This is a genomic window from Paenibacillus sp. MMO-177 (assembly GCF_037147795.1).
Taxonomy (GTDB): Bacteria; Bacillota; Bacilli; order Paenibacillales; family Paenibacillaceae; genus Pristimantibacillus.
On the sequence record NZ_JBBCUR010000005.1, the window covers coordinates 35,927 to 54,570 of the forward strand.

Consider the following 18,644-nt stretch of genomic DNA (forward strand, 5'->3'; position numbering starts at 1 on the left):
CTTTTAATAAAAATCATTGCATCTTTTTATGTTTATGTCATATACTGTTTATACAATAATCAGTGTACGATGTACACAGAAATGAGGCGCTTTGTGAAATCAATGGCGATTGAAGTATCGGGGCTCCGTAAAAGCTTCGGCAAACAAACCGTATTAAGCGGACTTGACCTGTCCGTACCGGCTGGAACCGTATTTGCCCTGCTGGGTCCTAACGGAGCCGGCAAAACAACTCTGATTCATATTTTATCTACCTTGATTGCACCCGACGGCGGAAAGGTTTTAGTTGGAGGCTGCAATGTCCAGACCGAGCAGGAGCTGGTCAAGCAGCATATCAGTCTCACCGGCCAGTTCGCGGCTGTGGACGAGGTCTTGTCCGCCGAAGAAAATTTGCGCATGATCGGCAGGCTGTCTGGACTTTCTTCGGCACAGTCCCGAACGCGTACGGAAGAGCTGTTACGGGCATTTGATCTTGCTCACGCCGCAAAGAAACGGGTAAAAACCTATTCGGGAGGCATGCGCCGAAGACTGGATCTTGCCATCAGCCTTGTGGTCGACCGCCCCGTTATCTTTCTGGATGAACCAACTACCGGTCTGGATACCGTCAGCCGGCGGGCATTGTGGGATATTATTAGCGAACTGGCGAGTCAAGGCAGAACGATCTTTCTGACTACGCAATATTTGGAGGAAGCCGATCAGCTGGCCGATCAGATTGCCGTCATAAATGGCGGCCGGATCGTGGCATCCGGCAGTGCGGAACAATTAAAGGCACGTGTCGGAGGAGAAGTCATTGAATTATTAAACGGCCATGATGAAGTCATTCATACGGTACCAACAACAGGCAGCATTCACGATATAAGCCGTACGCTGAACGATCTTGTTCATTCGGTTCCGCCCGGGACACGGGTCCATATCCGCAGACCTAGCATGGACGATGTTTTTGTCGCGTTAACAACAAACGGGAAAGAGGTGCAACACGTATGATCGCTTCAACGAAACCTGTAAAACCGGCATCCATGCTGACAACCAACCTTGTCTTCATCGGCCGGAGTCTGCGGCACAGCCTGCGTAATACGGAAGCTCTGATTATGGCGATTATGCTTCCCGTGATGCTGATGCTTCTCTTTACGTACGTCTTTGGAGGAGCAATCGATTCCAGCGGTGATTATGTGAATTACGTTGTTCCCGGCATTATTTTGCTCTGCGCGGGATTTGGCTCTTCAAGCACCGCCGTTGACGTATCCAATGATATGACCAATGGCATTATCGACCGGTTCCGGACGATGCCGATCAAGAGTTTAAGCGTTGTGACCGGTCATGTCGCGGCTAGTCTCGCCCGCAATTTGTTTGCAACTGCCGTTGTTATTGGAGTCGCTTTGCTTGTAGGCTTCCGGCCAAACGCCGGCTTTATCGAATGGGTGCTGGCGATTGCCGTCATTACCCTGTTTATATTGACCTTCACCTGGTTATTCGCAGCTATCGGCCTGGTAGCGGGAAGTCCGGCGGCAGAAAGCGGATACGGCTTTGCGCTTCTGTTCCTCCCTTATCTGTCCAGCGCCTTTGTGCCAACGGATACGATGCCTTCGTGGCTGCAAGGCGTAGCCAACCATCAGCCGATTACGCCGGTGATCGAGACGATACGGGGATTGCTGACGGGTACGCCGCTGGATAACAGTGCTTGGTGGGCAGTTGGCTGGTGCCTGCTGATCTTGGCGCTTGCGTTCATCTGGAGCATCTCCTCCTTCCGCAAAAAAGCCGGACGCCGTTAATCCGATTTCCTGAAACAGAAAAGCCAGCCATCTGATGAGTTGTCATCAAATGGCTGGCTTTTTCATCTAACCTTTGGATGCAAGATAATGCTCGATCCCGTCCAGAATCCGCTCCAAGCCAAAATCGAAATCATTGCCGATCGGATTATCCGCGGGATTCTCCTCCGTGTATACGCCTGATGCAATAAGCGGCTGCAGGTCTGGATAACGATCCTGCTTCACGAGAATCTTAAGCGCCTTCGTATAATCGAGGCCGCTGAAGGAGCCCGGACTTGCCCCTCCTTCAATCGCCCGAACCATGTCTCTTTGAATCTGACCGGTGGAACGCGCGTAATTGCTCAGCAGCAGAACGGTAGACATTTTCTCATAATCATTAAGCGGAAGCTTCCGCATCGGCCGCAAGGCCAAATCCACAAACAGCAGATTATGAGGAGTTAGGGGTACGCCGGATACCGGGATATCCGCATACCAGGGATGCTTTAGAAAGACGTGTATGCAATCCCGCACATACTGCCGCATCCCCTCGCGCCAATCCGCCTCTTCTTCCTCCGGCCGATCCGGAAGCTTGCAAACAGACTCCTGCATGAGCAGCAGCAGATCATCTTTGCTTTGCACATAACGGTACAGCGACATCGCCGTAAAACCCAATGATGCCGCAACCCGGCTCATCGAGACAGCATGCAGACCTTCCTTATCCGCAAGTTCAACTGCAGCCGCTACAATCTGATCAATGGACAGCTCGCGCTTTGGTCCCCTCTGCGGCTCCTTTACCAGCCCCCATGCCAATGCAACCCCGCGCGGCAGGCTTTTTAATACGTCTTCCTCATCCCCATGCTCCATACCATTATCCTCCATACCGGCCTTGCCGTAATTGTGTACTTGATAAACAGTATATCATACATTGAGTCGGAGCAAAAAAAACAGCCCCTCTGTAAAGGAGCTGTTTCTTCTAATCCATGCCATGCTCTTCGCGGATCTTATACAATCCCCGGAGCAATAATTCCGCGGGGTCTCGGTTAATCAAAAGATGCGTATACAAGAGATGCAGAGAGAAAGCGCAAACATTATTGCCGTCGGAAATCGCCGGGAAACCCGTTTCGAATACAGGTCCTTTCAGCTCTTCGTTCCAGGCAAGGCCTGCATGTACCTTCTCCTCGGGGAATTCGTCTTCAACAGACTTGATGCAATGCGGGATGAGAACTTTATCGATTAAAGCTTTGGCATCATCTTCGCTTGCAGGAGGCTGCGGAAGCGGCTTACCCCCTTCGGTCTTCATCAATTCGTAGAAGAACGAAGCCATCCATTCTGTCGCCTCTTCGTTGCCCGCTTGGAAATTCGCGATTAACTCACGAAGGAAAAAGCCGCAAACGTAATCGCTGCCGGATTCATCCTTTACTTTGTAAACAAACACGGGACCATAAAGCTCTTGGTTCAATACTTGCCCTTGAACATCTTCGAAATGCTGTCTCAAAGCGACAAAGCCGTTATGCTGGACCGCCTTGACAAGCTCAGCGAATTGCTTCGCTTCTTCCTCTGAATTGCCTTGGATCTCTTCGTTTGTCGTCTCATTATTCATTATTCGCTTCACCCGTAATCATCATATCATTCCAACAAATCATCAGTCTAGTCCAAAAGAAAAACCGCCCCTCAAAGAGACGGTTCGTCAATCTTCTTTACTCTACGCCATACTTCTGGCGAAGCTTGGCCAATTGGACAAGAATCGTATCCGAAGGATCGCGGTTCAATTGCATCATCTTATAAAGATAATGAATCGGGAATACGCATTTCTCTTCCGGAACATCCTTGAAGCCGAGCTCAAGAACAGGCGTAAGGTTCTCATCAAGCCCTCTGTTGCCCGTAATCGCAAGCGGCGCAAATTCCTCGCTGACCGCGCTCAGGCAATGCGGGAACAATACATGATCGATAAACTCTTCTTCCTTCTGTTCGCTTTCTGGAGGAGCGGGCAGCTCTTTGCCGCCTTTGTTCGTCTTCATGAGCTCGTAGAAGAAGGAAGCCATCCATTCGCCCGCCTCACGGCCGCCATCCTGGAACTGTTCCGCCAGCTCGCGCAGGAAAAAGCCGCAGTCATACGTTTTCTTGAAGTCATTCGTCACGCGGTAAATAAAGATCTGTCCAAACTTCTCATCGTTCACTATAAGACCTTCCACATGAGGGAAGAACGGTCTGAGAGTCGCGAGTCCTTTCTGGAAGATCGTCTTCATAAGCGCGTCCCAGACTTCGGTATTATCGGTATTTTCGTTATTATTCGCATTCGTAACATCATTATTCATATTGTTATTCACCCTCAAGCATCATACCATCCGGCGCTTCGCACCGTCCAGTGCTATACTTTTACAGCCTAGCCTTTGCTTACGAAAAACGGCAGCTTCTCGATACCAGCCAGGCGTAAATATACAAACAGCTGGCCTTTATGATGAATCTCGTGGTCTTTGGCATTTTGCAGCAGAGCGAGGCCCGGAAGCGAGTTGCCAAAGAAATCGATTGGCGCCGCGAGCCGTTCCGGCGTAAGGGAACGAAGAACGTCTTCCGTCTGTTCCGTTGCTGTTGCCACGGCAGTCTTCAGTTCCTCGATTGTTGTTGGCGCAGCCGGCTTTGCCCCTGGCGTATAAACGCCGTTTTGTACCGTCTTCGCGAACATATCCATCGCCCCGGTAATATGCAGGACAAGCTCTGCAAGCGACATTCCTTTCTCCCAAGGCTTGTAGGACAGCTGTTCTGTTGTCACGTCCGCCAGCATGTCGTGAAGGACGTTGCGGTGGCTTTTCCAGCCTGCAATAAACTCATTGATGTTCGTCATCTCATGATCTCTCCTCTGAATCAACTTTAACAGTATTCATTATAAGGGCTGTAAACGTCATTTTCATCTTTTACGTAAGGCTTCGTTCAGCTTCCTTCATCTAATACATCCTCATTTCGCGAGGAAAATCTCACTCTTGCTATTGAGGATTACATTCATCCGGACAAGGTTAACAACTCTCAAAAAAATTTACATTGCGTTAACATGAATAACGTTTTGCGTTTACGTAGCCCAACTACAATAACTCATGTAAGCAAAACAAAAACAAAAGTTTGGAAGGGGAACCTAACTCAAATGAAAAAGTCTCTGATCGTCACTATGGCTCTCACATTGTCGCTTTCGCTCGCAGCTTGCGGCAACAATGCAAACAATGGTGCAAAGAATGGTAATGCTGCTGCTACAAACAATGCAACAACAAATAACACAGCTTCGCTATCCGGTTCGATTCTGGCAGCAGGCTCTACAGCACTTCAGCCGCTGGTTGACCAAGTATCCAAAGAGTTCATGGACAAAAACTCCGGCGTATCGATTCAAGTTCAAGGCGGCGGCAGCGGTACTGGTCTGACGCAAGTATCTGAAGGCCAAGCCCAAATCGGCAACTCCGACGTATTTGCTGAAGAGAAGCTGGATGCCGACAAAGCAGCTGAGCTGGTTGACCATCAAGTAGCCGTTGTCGCTATGGCTGCCGTAACGAACAAAGACGTTGGCGTTGACAGCCTGACTAAGCAACAACTGGTTGACATCTTCACTGGTAAAGTAACGAACTGGAAAGACGTTGGCGGTAAAGACGAGAAAATTCAAATCGTTAACCGTCCTTCGAGCTCCGGTACTCGCGCTACCTTCGAGAAATTCGCTCTTGGCACTAAAACAGAAGACCTTCAAGGTTCGATCCAAGAAGATGCTTCCGGTACAGTTAAGAAGCTCGTAAGCGAAACTCCTGGCGCTATCGGTTACCTGGCTCTGTCTTACCTGGACGATTCGGTCACCGCTGTTAAGTACGAAGGCGTAGAAGCAAATGTAGACAACGTGGCTAACGGTTCTTACCCGGTATGGGCTTACGAGCACATGTATACAAAAGGCGATCCTGACGCGGCTACTAAAGCTTTCCTCGACTACATGGTATCCGAAGATGTTCAAGGCGACCAAGGCGATGTAGTAGAAATGGGCTACATTCCAGTAAGCAAAATGCAAGTTAAACGCGATGCTCAAGGTAACGTAACGAAATAATAAATTCCCAATAAATAAAGGCATAGTCAAGAGGCGGGCCAGCTCGTCTCTTGACTGCGTGCCTATATGTTAACTAGTAAAGGGTGGTCACGATGAAGAAGTCTAATGATCGGGAAGTAGCCACGCCGCATCTTGCGGAAGAATGGGTTGGCAAAGTATATACATTCATCTGCATCTTGTTTCTTATCATCACCATTTTTTCGATGGTTTACTTCGTCGCTTCAAAAGGACTTAGCACCTTTATCGTAAACGGCGTAAATGTAAAGGATTTGTTAACAGGACTCAAATGGAAACCGGATGGCGAACCGCCGCTGTTTGGCGCATTGCCGTTTATTTTTGGTTCGTTCAGCACATCGATTCTTGCCGCCATCATTGCTGCTCCGCTCGGATTCTGCGCGGCGGTATTTATGATTGAGCTTTCTCCGAAGTTTGGCCGCACATTTATGCAGCCGGTTATCGAACTGCTTGCAGGCATTCCTTCCGTCGTATACGGATTTGTTGGTTTAAGCGTCATCGTTCCTTTATTCCGCAGCCTGTTCCCAGGCCAAGGCGTCGGGATTGCAGCAGGCGCGCTTGTACTTGCCTTTATGATTTTACCTACAATTACGACTATAGCAACGGATGCGCTGGCTTCCCTGCCCGCGGGCCTGAAGGAAGGCTCTTACGCGCTTGGCGCAACCCGTTGGCAAACGATATATCGCATTGTCCTGCCTACCACGCTTCCCGCGCAAATGACGGGGATCGTGCTTGGTATCGCGAGAGCATTTGGCGAAGCCCTTGCCGTTCAGATGGTCATCGGCAACGCGCCGCATATCCCGCATTCCTTATTCGAATCGACTTCAACGCTGACCAGCGCCATTACGCTCAGCATGGGCAATACGGCGATGGGCTCCGTTCAAAATAACGCTTTGTGGTCGCTTGCGCTTATTCTGATGCTCATGACCTTTGTATTCGTCTTTATCATTCGTTGGCTGGAAGGAAGGAAGAAGCTATGAGCGCCAAAACGGTAGATAAAATCGCAACCGGCATTATTATTTTCATCACGAGCTTAATTGCTCTCGCCCTGATCGGACTTTTGGGCTACATTTTGTTCCGTGGACTTGGCCATATCAGCTGGCACTTCCTCACTTCCCCGCCGGAAACGATCCGCAAAGGCGGAGGTATCGGTCCACAGCTGTTCAACTCGCTGTTCCTGCTTGTTCTTACGATGATCATTACCGTTCCGCTTGGTATCGGCGCGGGTATCTATATGAGCGAATACGCGAAAGCCGGCAAAATCACTTCCGCTATTCGTCTGGTAGTCGAAGTATTGTCTTCCTTCCCTTCGATTATTGTTGGTTTGTTCGGCCTTCTTGTTATCGTTAACAAATTCAACCTGGGCTTCTCCCTGTTGTCCGGCGCGATCGCGCTGACGATCTTCAACCTTCCGCTTATGGTGCGGATTACCGAGCAAGGTCTTCGCAGCGTGCCGCTTCAGCAGAAGGAAGCAAGCCTTGCGCTTGGTATTTCCAAATGGAAAACGATTCGTTCGGTTCAACTTCCGATTGCCCTGCCAATCGTGCTTTCCGGTTCGATTCTGGCTGCCGGCCGAATCTTCGGCGAAGCGGCAGCGCTTTTGTTCACCGCAGGCATGAGCAGCCCGCGTCTTGATTTTTCCGACTGGAACCCGCTCCATAACGCTTCGCCTCTTAACCCTATGCGTCCGGCCGAGACTCTCGCCGTTCACATCTGGAAGGTTAACTCGGAGGGTCTTGCTCCGGATGCTACGCAAATCGCGGCTGGCGCTTCGGCCGTGCTGGTCATTACGGTTCTGCTTTTCAACCTTGGCGCTAGAGCGCTTGGACGTTACATGCATAATAAATTCACAGCTTCGAAATAGGAAGGAGTAGAGAGCATGACAGAAATCGCATTAGCCGCCAAACAATTAAATGTACATTACGGAGAAAAGCATGCCGTTCATGACGTCTCGCTTGATTTCGCCGAAAAAGAAGTCACTGCCTTAATCGGTCCTTCCGGCTGCGGCAAATCTACCTTCCTCAGAAGCTTGAACCGGATGAACGACCTGATCCCGTCCTGCCGGGTTACCGGGGATATTTGGTTGAAAGAGCAGAAGATCAGCGGCACGGATACGGATGTTATAGCGCTCCGGAAGAAAATCGGCATGGTATGGCAGCGTCCTAATCCGTTCCATAAATCCATTTACGAGAATATCGCTTTTGGCCCGCGTTATCACGGCATTAAGAACAAGAAACAACTTGATGAGCTTGTGGAGCAATCCCTGCGGAAAGCCGCGATCTGGGAAGAGACCAAAGACCGTCTTCACAAATCGGCTTTGGCTTTATCCGGCGGTCAACAACAGCGTCTCTGTATCGCGCGAACGATTGCCGTTAGACCGGATGTCATTCTGATGGACGAACCCGCTTCCGCGCTTGATCCGATCTCGACCTCCAAGATCGAAGAGCTGATTTCCGAGCTGAAGCAAGATTACAGCATCGTAATCGTTACCCACAACATGCATCAGGCAGCGCGCGTATCCGACAAAACCGCCTTCTTCCTGAACGGTCATGTGGTTGAATACGATAAAACGGAGACGATCTTCACCAATCCTACGCATCAACGGACAAATGACTATATTACGGGCCGTTTCGGTTAATGAAACGGGAGATAACATAAGGGCTAGACGAACCGGTCAGGTTCATCTAGCCCTTATTTGTTATGGTTAATAGCCAAGCGTACTCTTCGTAGAATCCGCACGACTATTTTTAAAGGCTGATGTGTTTTTGCCGGCTTTTGCGAATGGAGACAGCAGCCGACGCGAGGGCAAGCAAGAGGACCAGACCTGCGGCTAACGGATTGTAGAGGACGGTCCCCTGCCAATTGACGACCAGCCCGCCAACGCTGGCTCCGGCGGCGATGCCGACCTGAGTGACGGAAATATTCAGGCTGATAATCAGATTCGATGCTTGCGGAGCACGCTCGATGAAGTAAGTCTGCGTCGCAGGTCCTAAAGTAAACATCGACATGATCCATAGCGACAACAAGGCGATGGCAACCGGGAAGGAATGGACGGCTAACGGCAGCAGCAACAGGGCAATAACATGGATCGCGACTCCAATCAGTATTAACTTGGCGCTTCCCCATTTGTCTACGGCAGAGCCTCCGATTCTGGAGCCAATCGCGCCGGCCAGCCCGAACAACAGCATCATAAGGCCGATTTCCGCGGAGCTTCTATGAAGAATGTCGCCAAGGAAGGAAGCAATATACGTAAACATCACCGAGTTGCCCGCTTCTCTGAACAACACAAGCAGCAAGGCGTAGAAGATCACCGGATTAGCCAGCAGACCCATTTGCTGCTTGAATGGAACCGGAGCATCCCCCTCGATTTGAGGAAGCAACAGAGCAAGACCAATAAGGATCGCAACGCCTCCTATGCCAAGGAACAAAAAGATGGTCTGCCAGCTGTACGTATTCGTCAAAGCAACGCCTAGAGGAACCCCCAAAATCATTGCGCTGCTGAATCCGAGGATTATCGTTCCGATCGCGCTGCCGATTTTTTCAACCGGCACCATCTTGGCCGCAGCGCTAAACGCTGCCACGATAAAGACGCCGGAGCTAACCCCAAGCAGCATCCGCGCTGCCATTAAAACCATGAAGTTCGTGCTTGCAATGGACAGGAAATTACCGGCTATAAATACGACTATGGCGAAGAGCAGAAGTCTTTTTCGCGGTATTCGGGCGGATAAAGCGATAATAACCGGCGTGCCAATCGCAAAGGCCAAAGAATAAACCGTTATCAACTGACCGGCCAAGCTCACCGATATATTCATTTGATCGGCTAGCACATTCAAGATTCCGGCAATGACAAGCTCCGAGGTGGCTGTGAAAAATACCGCAATCATCAAGACGTAAATCACAACACGGTTCATAACGACACTTCCTTTTCCAAAACGATTTGTTAATTCGGATTATAACGAAGCTGCTTACTTTAAGTAAGAACGCAATTTATTTTGGCATAATCCATCCTTTTGGAGTAACTAACCGTTCGGTAAGTGGCAACATAGACAAAAAAAACCGCAAGAGCCTATAGCTCTTACGGTTAGAATTTTGCAATAGCGCTACGAACGGCTAAGCCGGGGATTAGGGGAATCGCCCCATTTTTGCACCCATTTCTCCATCTCTCTAAGCGCAGCCTGAAAATCTCTGCCCTTCTCGGTCAGGGAATACTCGACCGTCACCGGCACAGTCGGAAATACCTTGCGCATGACAAGGCCGTTGTTCTCCAGATGACGTACCGTATTCGTTAACGATTGGGTCTTCACGATGGAGACGTTCCGTTGAAGCTGATTAAATCTTAACGGTCCGTTCATCAGCTCCTCCAGTACAAGAAACGCCCATTTCGCCCCCAATATTTGAAGCACCTCGCAAATGCTTGAGCCTTTCTCTTCACCGCTGATTGCCTCATTGGTTCCATCCATGCCGCACACCTCCTTTCCCGACTCAGCTGCCGACTGTATCAATCGGAGTATCTTGCCCGTTAATCTTAACCTGTATTTTACTTGCCTCTTTATGTTTATTAAGCTTATAGATGGACAATGGCTTGATTCGTTTATCCTGCGGATCGGAAGTTTCCTGCACATCCAATTGAATCGTTAATACATCCTCCCGAATCTCTGCACGAATACCCGCAAGGAACTTCAACTTTTCCCCAAAACGATCTTTTTCAATCGATCCTCTCCATTTGCAATGGAATTCGCCTCACTACGCTGACTTTACCACAATTACCCACCCCTGCCTATAAAAAATAGCCGCGTAAAAAATAGCACGGTTATCTATGCGCGCAGTAGGGCGTTTATTTTGTCGCATCATTAAAAGAGGCTGTGCCAAATGACGGCACAGCCTCACTTATTTTATTGGGCGAACTGCGCATGCAGCTCGTCAAACAATGCTTTCAGGTTTGAAGCGGCATTGTCCGAGAACATAAGCTTCAGATTATCATCGGACGCTTTTGCCGACTCTGAAGAATATTCGTACATCTTCTCTTCGTAGGCTTGAATGGCCTGATTGATATCCACATGACCGGCAATGGCAAGCGCAAGCTCGGCTGCGTCGCGCATGGCGAGGTTTACGCCTTCGCCCGCAAACGGGGACATCAGATGCGCAGCGTCTCCAATAAGCGTAATCCCCGGCTTATGCTCCCATTTCAGTCCAACGGGCAGCATATAAATCCGTCTTGGCAGAACAAGATCTTCCGACTTGTGAATATAGTTCTGAAGCGGCTCCGCCCAATCATTGAAATACGCCAGCAGCTGCCGCTTGGCCTCCTTCGGCTGATCAAACGGGATGCCGCAGGTGTTCAGCCAGTTCTGCTCGGCCGTAAAGGTCAGGTATATTTTAATTTTACCGTCCCCATTTAGCTGTGCAAGTATTCCTTTGTTTTCATCAAGCGCGAATACTTTGCCTCTTGCGTTAAAAGCCGCCTGATCCGGATGCGCCTTTGCATCCACATGCAGCTCTACCATCGTTAATCCGGAATACGAGGCTTTAGCCTCGGTCAGCAGCGGGCGAAGCTTGGAAAAAGCGCCATCCGCGCCTATGACCAGGTCAGCCGTCACATTCTCGCCGTTGTCAAAATGAAGCTCATGCCGACCGCCTTCCAGCGCAACGGCTTCCGTCAGCTTGTAACCGTATCTTATCGTATCGGGCTGCAATGCATTTAGCAGAAGATCGCATAACACGCCGCGGTCAATCTCCGGGCGATCGCCTTGTTCTCCGTCCTCCGCTGTGTCGTCCATATAGATCTTGCCGGTTTTATCGAAGAGGCGGAAATCTTCTCCCTCATAGCGGGCAATCGCCTGAAACTGCTCCAGCAGCCCCGCTTCCTTTAGCGCCATCTGTCCGGAATCCTCATGTATGTCGAGAGAGCCGCCGCGCTGGGCATTTCCATCCTGAGCTTCCCGCTCATAGACCGTTGCGGCAATGCCATGTTTCTGCAGAATGAGAGCCAGCGTAAGCCCGCCAGGGCCGCCGCCGATAATCGCGATTTTTTTCTCTGTATGATTCGTTGTCATAAAGACCATCTCCTATATCCATGTTTGTTGTTTGTTCCTTACACAGATATAATAACGCTGCGACTTAAACTGAATTTAAACGGTAATTTTCCCTGATAGAATGACAAAAAGAGATGGCAATTATGCCATCTCTCCGATTAAGCAAGTCTTATGTCCGGCGCATATAAGCGCGAACCGTAATGGGTGCAAATACCGCAACGATAGCCAGGGCGCCCACCAACGACCAGACCATATCCGAACCAACCGTGCCGGAATTGGTCAACTCGCGGACGGCCGAAACAACGTGGGAAACCGGGTTAATGTTTACGAACCACTGCAGCCAATTCGGCATCGTATCTGCCGGTACGAATGCATTGGACATAAACGTTAACGGGAATAATACGAGCATCGAAACCCCCTGCACGCTGGAAGCCGTACGGGAGATAACGCCAAAGAACGCAAAGATCCAGCTCATCGCCCAGGAGACGAAAATAACGAGCAAAGCGGCAAGAACAACGCTGCCGATACCGCCGTCAGGACGGTAACCCATAATGAAGCCCATGGAAAACGTAAGCACGGTAGCAATCGTATACCGGATCGTATCGGCGAGCAACGCTCCCGCAAGAGGGGCTATCCGGGCAATCGGCAACGACTTGAACCGGTCGAAGACGCCTTTGTCCATATCCTCCCGGAGCTGAACGCCGGTTACGATGGACGTGGTAATTACCGTCTGAACAAGAATACCTGGGATAATTACCGGCAAGTAGCTTTGCACGTCGCCGGAAATCGCGCCGCCAAAAATATAAGTAAACATCAAGGTGAAAATGATCGGCTGCAGGGTTACGTCAAATAGCTGCTCCGGGGTCCGGCGGATTTTCAAAATCCCCCGGTATGCCATGGTAAGCGAATGGCGCAAGGATTGAATAAAGCTGGTATGGTTTTTCAGATGACCAGTTTTTACGGTTGAACTCATACGTTTACAGCCTCCGCTCTTTTTGTTTCGGTTCCCGTTTCTTTTGCTTTCTCTTCAACGCCATGACCAGTGATGGTCAGGAACACTTCATCAAGAGTTGGCTTCTGAACGCTGACTTCGGATAAAGTAATCCCTTTCTCGCGAAGCGCGATTAACAGATCCGTAACCAGGTCGGCATTGGCCATTGGGGCCGTAATTTTGGCAGCTTCGCTTGTTAAGGTTGCTTGAACCTGAAGCACATGCTCCACTGTCTGGCGAGCAATTTCAATATCGGATTGATCTAGAACTCTGAGCTGCAACGAAGAAGTCCCTACCGATTGCTTCAATTCGTCTACGGTGCCTTCAGCTACGACATGACCGCGGTCGATAACGGCAATCCGGTCAGCCAGCTGGTCCGCTTCATCCAGGTATTGAGTCGTAAGCAGGACCGTAGAACCCGTGTTCACCAAACGGCGGATCGTATCCCACATTTGAGCGCGGGTACGCGGATCAAGACCAGTCGTCGGCTCATCCAGGAAGATAAGAGGAGGCTGCGCGATAAGGCTGGCAGCGAGGTCCAGCCGGCGTCTCATGCCGCCGGAGAAGTTCTTAAGCGGGCGCTTAGCCGCCTCCATCAATCCAAACTCTTCCAGAAGATCGGCGGCTTTTTTCCGTGCTTCCGCACGTCCCAGTCCAAGCAGACGGGAGAAAATAATCAAATTCTCGGTTGCGCTGAGCGACTCGTCAACCGATGCGTATTGTCCGGTAACGCCAATTAATTGGCGGACGATCTGAGATTCCTTCTGCACATCGTGGCCAAAAATCCGGGCCGAGCCCGCATCCGGACGCAGCAGCGTCGCCAGCATGCGGATCGTTGTTGTTTTGCCTGCCCCGTTTGGACCAAGCACGCCGTAAATGGTGCCTGCCTTCACGTTCAAGTTGACGCCGTCCACCGCTTTGTTATCTCCAAACACTTTGACTAGACCGTCCGCCTCAACCGCCCAGTCGCCGTTATTTGGCTTCTTCCCATTCTTATATTCCATTCCTGTTTCCTCCCAAGAATTGTTGATGTCATCATCTTACCGTTCATTTTTAAACTGAATTTAAACAATCGTTCCAGTTTGAATCAATGTTTCAATCTTAAGCTAATCCCTTTACTGGTAAATCAGTCTGCGGATGTATTCGCGTATAGCCCGCAGCAGGAAAAAAGAAAAAACCGCCCGAGTTCACGGGCGGTTTACCGCTTAGTTCGACAAGCCGGCGGACCGGAGCGTCTTCATCATTAACACCGTTGCCTGCTCTTTGGTGACGGTTGTTTGCGGAGCAAGACGATGCGCGGATACGCCTTTCATAATTCCGCGTTCGACGAGAAGAGTAAGTGAAGGTACCGCGTAGCCCGACACCTTTGAGCGGTCCGCGAAGTGGTTCAGTACGGCGGAATCCGCTTGGGCTGATACCCCGGCATAAGCCAATGCTTTCGCGAGAATAACCGCCGTTTCTTCGCGAGTGATTGCTGCCGTTGGATCAAAGAGACCGTTGCCTTTGCCGTTTACCAGACCCGCCTTCTTCGCCGCCGCGATATCCGCGGCAAAAGCTGAATTTGCGGCTACATCCTTAAAGGCCGTACCTGCGCTTGAATAGTCAGGCAGGATACCTAACGCTTTTACGATAAGAGATGTAACTTCCCCACGATTCAGATCGCGCGCTCCGTTAAACTTGCCGTCAGCGTCTGCGCTCACGATCAGCTTGGAAGCTGCCTGCCATACCTCCTGCTGAGCCCAGGCAGCCAGCGTATCCGCAAAGGATACTGTCGTCTTCAGCAGACCGTAAACGCTATTGCCTTTCCTCTTTAATTCCGCGGTTACCGTGCCATCGGCATTGTCCGTGAACAATATAGGAACCGGGCGAAGCTCATTCGACTCAGGCAAATAAACGACACCGGCTGTTAGAGCTTTGTTGATCTCCGAGCCTTTTACGGTAAAGCTATGCGATAAGTAATAATTACCGAAATCCGTTATTTCCTTAAATGCGCCATCCGCCTGTTTACCCTCTATCTTGAAGGACAGCGGAGCCGTCACAAGCGGGATACCGCTCTGCTGCAGCAGCTTTGTATCCAAGGTCTCCATCGAGATCCGGATATCCGTGCCCGCAGGCAAAGCCGCTGCCGGAATCGAGAACGCCGCGCCCCTCCAGCGGATAACAATAACCGAATCACTGCCTTTAGCCGCGATTGCCGCCGTAATTTCTTTTGGTAAAGCAACCTCAAGCTGCTTGCCATCGCCCTCCACAATAATCGGGAACGTTGTGGACTCAGCCGAAGCGATTTCTTTCAGCGCGACATCGCTTGGCAGGCTGACTATTAGCTTATCGCCGTCTTTTGCAACCTGCGTATGCAAGCCTTCCTGCCCTTTCACCGGCTCTGGCGGTGTTGTCTTCACCGGTGCTGTCTTGGTTGTCAGCGGATTGCTGAAGGCCGATACGTTTACGAGCTTACTGTTGTCTTTCTGAATCGCCAGAACTTCAATTGCGTAATTTGTGTCAGGAGTAAGACCCGTCAACTCAAACTCCGTACCCGACGTAGTCCCCGCCAACACCTTCCCTAGGTAAACCTCGTAAGCCGTCGCATGTTCGGAAGCATTCCATTTGACCTTAATGCTTCCGCTGCTAATGGATGCGGCTTGCAGGCCGGTTGGCGCGGACAGCGCATCGGGATCGGATACGCCTGTAATAGGAAGATCCTTTGCAAGCCTTGTCGTTAACGTCCGGTTGCGGTCCCCGCTAATATCCCAGCTCATGACGCCGGGCAAATCAAGAGATTTCGCGAGCGAAGCAATATACATCATAGAGGACTCGTCATTGTAGGTAAGGAATACGCCTTTGTCCGCATTGTACAAATAGGAAACCTTGGCTTCATTATTCCATTCATGCTTGTAACCCTCATCATTCAAGTAATTCTCTTGTATGTCGGTAAAATCGAAAATACCGTTTTCCCAGGTACCGAATGGCGTTCCGCCCGTGCAGGTCTGATATTGACCGCCTGGTTGGCAGCCAACCCAGCCCTTGCCGTAGAACGGAATGCCTATATTCACTTTGTAGTTCGGCACGCCTCCGTTCAGCTCGGCAAGCACGGCGCCAAGCACGTTGTTGCGCTTCGCATAATCCTTCGGATGGTTCTTATCGTAATAAAGCGGGGAGTTATGGTGTGCGAGCGTATCCCAGTTTCCGCTGTAGTCGTAAGTCATAATGTTGATAAAATCAAGATCGTCCGAGGATTCGCCCAAATTCGAATTGACCACAAAACTATCCCCTTGGCCAGAGGCAATTGTCTGCAAATAATATTTGCCGTCTTCCGAGCCTGCCGCATCCAGCGCTTCCCTTACGGCTTGCGTCATCAGCCCGAAGTTTTCCTTATCCAGCGGGCTACGGGAATTATCTTCCTCGCCGCCTTCAACCGGGTATTCCCAGTCGATATCGACGCCGTCGAGCTTATAGGCGCGGAGAAATTTTACAACCGAATTGGCGAAGGCACGCCGGGTTTCTTCCGTGCCGGCCATATTCGAGAAGTTATTCGACCAAGACCAGCCTCCGACGGAAATCATCAGCTTCAGATGCGGGTTCGCGTCCCGAATAGCTGCCCATTCCTCGAAGAGCGCCAAGTCCACCGACGGATCCCCTACAATCATTTCGCCGTCATAGACATAATCGGTTTGCGTTGGAACAGCGGCATTCTGGCAAGCTTTCGCCCCTGATCCAAAACCTCTCCAGCAAAGATCCGCAAATGCAAGATTCACGTGGGTAATTTGCGATACATCCACGTCGGACGGATGATAGTTCCGTCCCGTACTGCTCGGAGACCAAAGCGTATAATACGTGACGATATTGTAACCGGCTCCCGGAACAACCGTAATCGGCGAGCTGTCCGCCGAGCGCCAAACCTCGTTTTTCGCTACAACCTTGAAGCCGTAGCTCGTTCCTTCTTGAAGACCGGAAGCCACATAACGGTTCTCGAGACTGGAACCGATAAGCTGGCCATTCGCGTATATATCGTAACCGGTGGCACCAGGAGTCTCCGCCCAGCCAAGCGCAGCCGTCGTTCGGGTCGAGGTAACCGCCTGCAAGCCGTTTGGCGCGGCCAGCCCGCCCCATATTACCGTTACGGCGTTGCTGCTTGCCGATACCTTCGGCAGGTTCTGTGCTCCAACCTCGAACTTATACGCGGTACCGGCTGTATTGCCTCCTTCGGGAAGAGTATAAGTTACCGTATTGGAACCGTCCCATATGCCCTGCTTCCAGGCGCCGTTAACATACAGATCGTAGCCGTTTGCGCCGGGGCTTCCGGTCCATTTCAAGGTGATGCTGTTATCGGTAATCGCGGCGGTGCGGAGATGTCCCGGAGGAGCAAGCGGCGGCTCGGGATATTCGCTTGTATCGGGAGCTGTCGTAAACTCGATGACATTGCTTTTAAATTCGCGGGACGGCCTGTCGGCATACCAAGTTATATAGACCCGGTAAGTCGTTTCCGGCGTTAGTCCGCCGATCTCCCGCTTGCTTCGGTCTCCCCAAGTCATCCAAGCATCGGTATCCGCGTTCCAGATGTCGATATCATTGTTATTTGTCTCGTCGCCGATCAGGTCCCATGCAATTGCAGCCGTATTATGCGTAATAAGATCAGCGCCATTCTCGTCTTGGGCAATTCGCAGATTAGCCGGTCCGCTATGCGGAGCATCAACGGCTTGCCCTTCCTCCGCGTGAGCATTTGGAACATAAGCTAAAATTCCGGCAAGGATTGAAACGACTAATAACAAGGGGAGATTCCATAAAGATCTTCTCATCATCGATAAGTTCAATTATTTCACCTCTATTGGTTTTGAATTAGGATTGGATTTTAACCCAGGCTAGCTGCTAGACCCCGATGCAAGTCATTTTGCTGCATAACGTAAGCAAACTCCCATTCATCACCACCATGTATTTAGTGACATTAAGTTGTTAATTTCTAGTAAGTCTATCATGGAACAGGAAGCGGCTTAAGGTAAGGTGGAAAATTCCACTATGAAGGGATATTATAACGTTACAAGGTTTTAAAAGGGCGAAATTTCTTGGAAAATAAAAGAAGACGTTACTCCCCTGACACGAGAGAGTAACGTCTTCTTATCGTTTGCATCAATTCTATACCCCGAATAACGGATTTATTTCACCCATAACTCAAACAGCCCTTCCGTAACCCCAAGGTTGTACATATAATAAAGGCCGAACAGAAAACTCACCGTGCCCGCAGCTTGCATCAAACCACGGTTCAGCTTTACGCTCGTCTTGCTATACACAAACGGAATGCCCAGAATCGTTGTGAAAATAAGCATGCCCGTGATCGTTCCGACGCCAAATACCAAAATGTACAAAGCACATTCCCATACCGATTCTACCGTTGACAGGGTCAGGATAACCATCGCGGCGCTTCCGGCCAGACCATGGATAAATCCGATCACCGTTACTTTGATGAGGGAAGATTTGTCATGCCGATGAGAATGCTGATAAGCGCGTTTTACCGATACGACATTTTTGTAACCTAAATAAACGAGCATAACACCAACCAGAAACTCCAGCGACATTGCCCATACTTCCGGCAGCTCTCCCTTTAAGAGGACGAGCACCATTCCTACAATAAACAACGTGCTTGTATGCCCGATTCCCCAGAAGATCCCCGTTAACGTAGAACGCCAGAGCTTCTTTTGATTACTCACCATCGTCGAAACTGCGATAATATGGTCGGGTTCAATGGAATGCTTGATGCCAAGCACCAGACCTAGCAGCAAAACCGTGATTAAACTCCCCATCCA

Annotated in this window: 18 protein-coding genes; 6 read left to right on the forward strand and 12 right to left on the reverse strand. The window is 50.3% G+C overall.

Features of this window, described 5'->3' with window-relative positions:
* Nucleotides 1-93: 93 nt before the first annotated feature.
* Both WFK81_RS18405 and WFK81_RS18410 read left to right on the forward strand, forming a co-directional pair.
* On the forward strand, nt 94-981 hold the full coding sequence (locus tag WFK81_RS18405) for an ATP-binding cassette domain-containing protein (protein ID WP_336787856.1): 888 nt from the start codon (nt 94-96) through the stop codon (nt 979-981).
* Nucleotides 978-1,766: an ABC transporter permease gene (locus WFK81_RS18410; protein WP_336787857.1), complete on the forward strand. Its 789-nt coding sequence runs from the start codon at nt 978-980 to the stop codon at nt 1,764-1,766. Before WFK81_RS18405 ends, WFK81_RS18410 begins: the two co-directional genes overlap by 4 nt.
* Before the next feature lie 66 nt (nt 1,767-1,832).
* Here WFK81_RS18410 and WFK81_RS18415 read toward each other — a convergent pair whose 3' ends face one another.
* The 4 genes from WFK81_RS18415 to WFK81_RS18430 form a co-directional block, all read right to left on the reverse strand.
* A complete protein-coding gene (locus WFK81_RS18415; protein WP_336787858.1) occupies nt 1,833-2,606 on the reverse strand; it encodes a TetR/AcrR family transcriptional regulator in 774 nt (257 codons plus the stop codon).
* A 109-nt stretch (nt 2,607-2,715) separates the two neighbouring features.
* Nucleotides 2,716-3,342 (reverse strand): hypothetical protein, encoded by a 627-nt coding sequence (locus WFK81_RS18420; protein WP_127495988.1) that lies wholly within the window; start codon nt 3,340-3,342, stop codon nt 2,716-2,718.
* A 97-nt stretch (nt 3,343-3,439) separates the two neighbouring features.
* Entirely contained in the window at nt 3,440-4,057 is a 618-nt protein-coding gene (locus tag WFK81_RS18425; protein WP_336787859.1) for a hypothetical protein, read from the reverse strand.
* Between the two features lie 68 nt (nt 4,058-4,125).
* Nucleotides 4,126-4,584, reverse strand: coding sequence for a DinB family protein (locus WFK81_RS18430; RefSeq protein WP_336787860.1), 459 nt, complete (start codon nt 4,582-4,584; stop codon nt 4,126-4,128).
* Between the two features lie 294 nt (nt 4,585-4,878).
* On the opposite strand from WFK81_RS18430, the gene WFK81_RS18435 reads away from it, so the two are divergent.
* The 4 genes from WFK81_RS18435 (at nt 4,879) to pstB (ending at nt 8,464) form a co-directional block, all read left to right on the forward strand.
* Entirely contained in the window at nt 4,879-5,811 is a 933-nt protein-coding gene (locus tag WFK81_RS18435; RefSeq protein WP_336787861.1) for a phosphate ABC transporter substrate-binding protein, read from the forward strand.
* A gap of 92 nt (nt 5,812-5,903) precedes the next feature.
* On the forward strand, nt 5,904-6,806 hold the full coding sequence (gene pstC, locus WFK81_RS18440) for a phosphate ABC transporter permease subunit PstC (RefSeq protein WP_336787862.1): 903 nt from the start codon (nt 5,904-5,906) through the stop codon (nt 6,804-6,806).
* Nucleotides 6,803-7,690 (forward strand): phosphate ABC transporter permease PstA, encoded by an 888-nt coding sequence (pstA, locus tag WFK81_RS18445; protein WP_336787863.1) that lies wholly within the window; start codon nt 6,803-6,805, stop codon nt 7,688-7,690. The genes pstC and pstA overlap by 4 nt, the downstream gene beginning before the upstream one ends.
* A gap of 15 nt (nt 7,691-7,705) precedes the next feature.
* Nucleotides 7,706-8,464 carry a phosphate ABC transporter ATP-binding protein PstB gene (gene pstB / locus WFK81_RS18450; RefSeq protein WP_336787864.1) on the forward strand — a complete coding sequence of 253 codons (759 nt, stop codon included), beginning with the start codon at nt 7,706-7,708 and terminating at the stop codon, nt 8,462-8,464.
* Nucleotides 8,465-8,573: 109 nt separating this feature from the next.
* Here pstB and WFK81_RS18455 read toward each other — a convergent pair whose 3' ends face one another.
* From WFK81_RS18455 to WFK81_RS18490, 8 genes are all read right to left on the reverse strand, one after another.
* Nucleotides 8,574-9,737 (reverse strand): MFS transporter, encoded by a 1,164-nt coding sequence (locus tag WFK81_RS18455; protein WP_336787865.1) that lies wholly within the window; start codon nt 9,735-9,737, stop codon nt 8,574-8,576.
* A 189-nt stretch (nt 9,738-9,926) separates the two neighbouring features.
* Nucleotides 9,927-10,286 carry a winged helix-turn-helix transcriptional regulator gene (locus WFK81_RS18460; protein ID WP_336787866.1) on the reverse strand — a complete coding sequence of 120 codons (360 nt, stop codon included), beginning with the start codon at nt 10,284-10,286 and terminating at the stop codon, nt 9,927-9,929.
* A gap of 22 nt (nt 10,287-10,308) precedes the next feature.
* The gene (locus WFK81_RS18465; RefSeq protein WP_336787867.1) at nt 10,309-10,509 is read right to left on the reverse strand and encodes a hypothetical protein; all 201 of its coding nucleotides are present in this window, start codon (nt 10,507-10,509) and stop codon (nt 10,309-10,311) included.
* A gap of 209 nt (nt 10,510-10,718) precedes the next feature.
* Nucleotides 10,719-11,879, reverse strand: coding sequence for an FAD-dependent oxidoreductase (locus WFK81_RS18470; RefSeq protein ID WP_336787868.1), 1,161 nt, complete (start codon nt 11,877-11,879; stop codon nt 10,719-10,721).
* Between the two features lie 148 nt (nt 11,880-12,027).
* A complete protein-coding gene (locus tag WFK81_RS18475) occupies nt 12,028-12,831 on the reverse strand; it encodes an ABC transporter permease (RefSeq protein ID WP_336787869.1) in 804 nt (267 codons plus the stop codon).
* Nucleotides 12,828-13,853: an ATP-binding cassette domain-containing protein gene (locus WFK81_RS18480; RefSeq protein ID WP_336787870.1), complete on the reverse strand. Its 1,026-nt coding sequence runs from the start codon at nt 13,851-13,853 to the stop codon at nt 12,828-12,830. The genes WFK81_RS18475 and WFK81_RS18480 overlap by 4 nt, the downstream gene beginning before the upstream one ends.
* Before the next feature lie 201 nt (nt 13,854-14,054).
* Nucleotides 14,055-17,645, reverse strand: coding sequence for a glycosyl hydrolase family 18 protein (locus WFK81_RS18485; RefSeq protein WP_336787871.1), 3,591 nt, complete (start codon nt 17,643-17,645; stop codon nt 14,055-14,057).
* A 351-nt stretch (nt 17,646-17,996) separates the two neighbouring features.
* Nucleotides 17,997-18,641: a HupE/UreJ family protein gene (locus WFK81_RS18490; RefSeq protein WP_336771165.1), complete on the reverse strand. Its 645-nt coding sequence runs from the start codon at nt 18,639-18,641 to the stop codon at nt 17,997-17,999.
* Nucleotides 18,642-18,644: the final 3 nt, after the last annotated feature.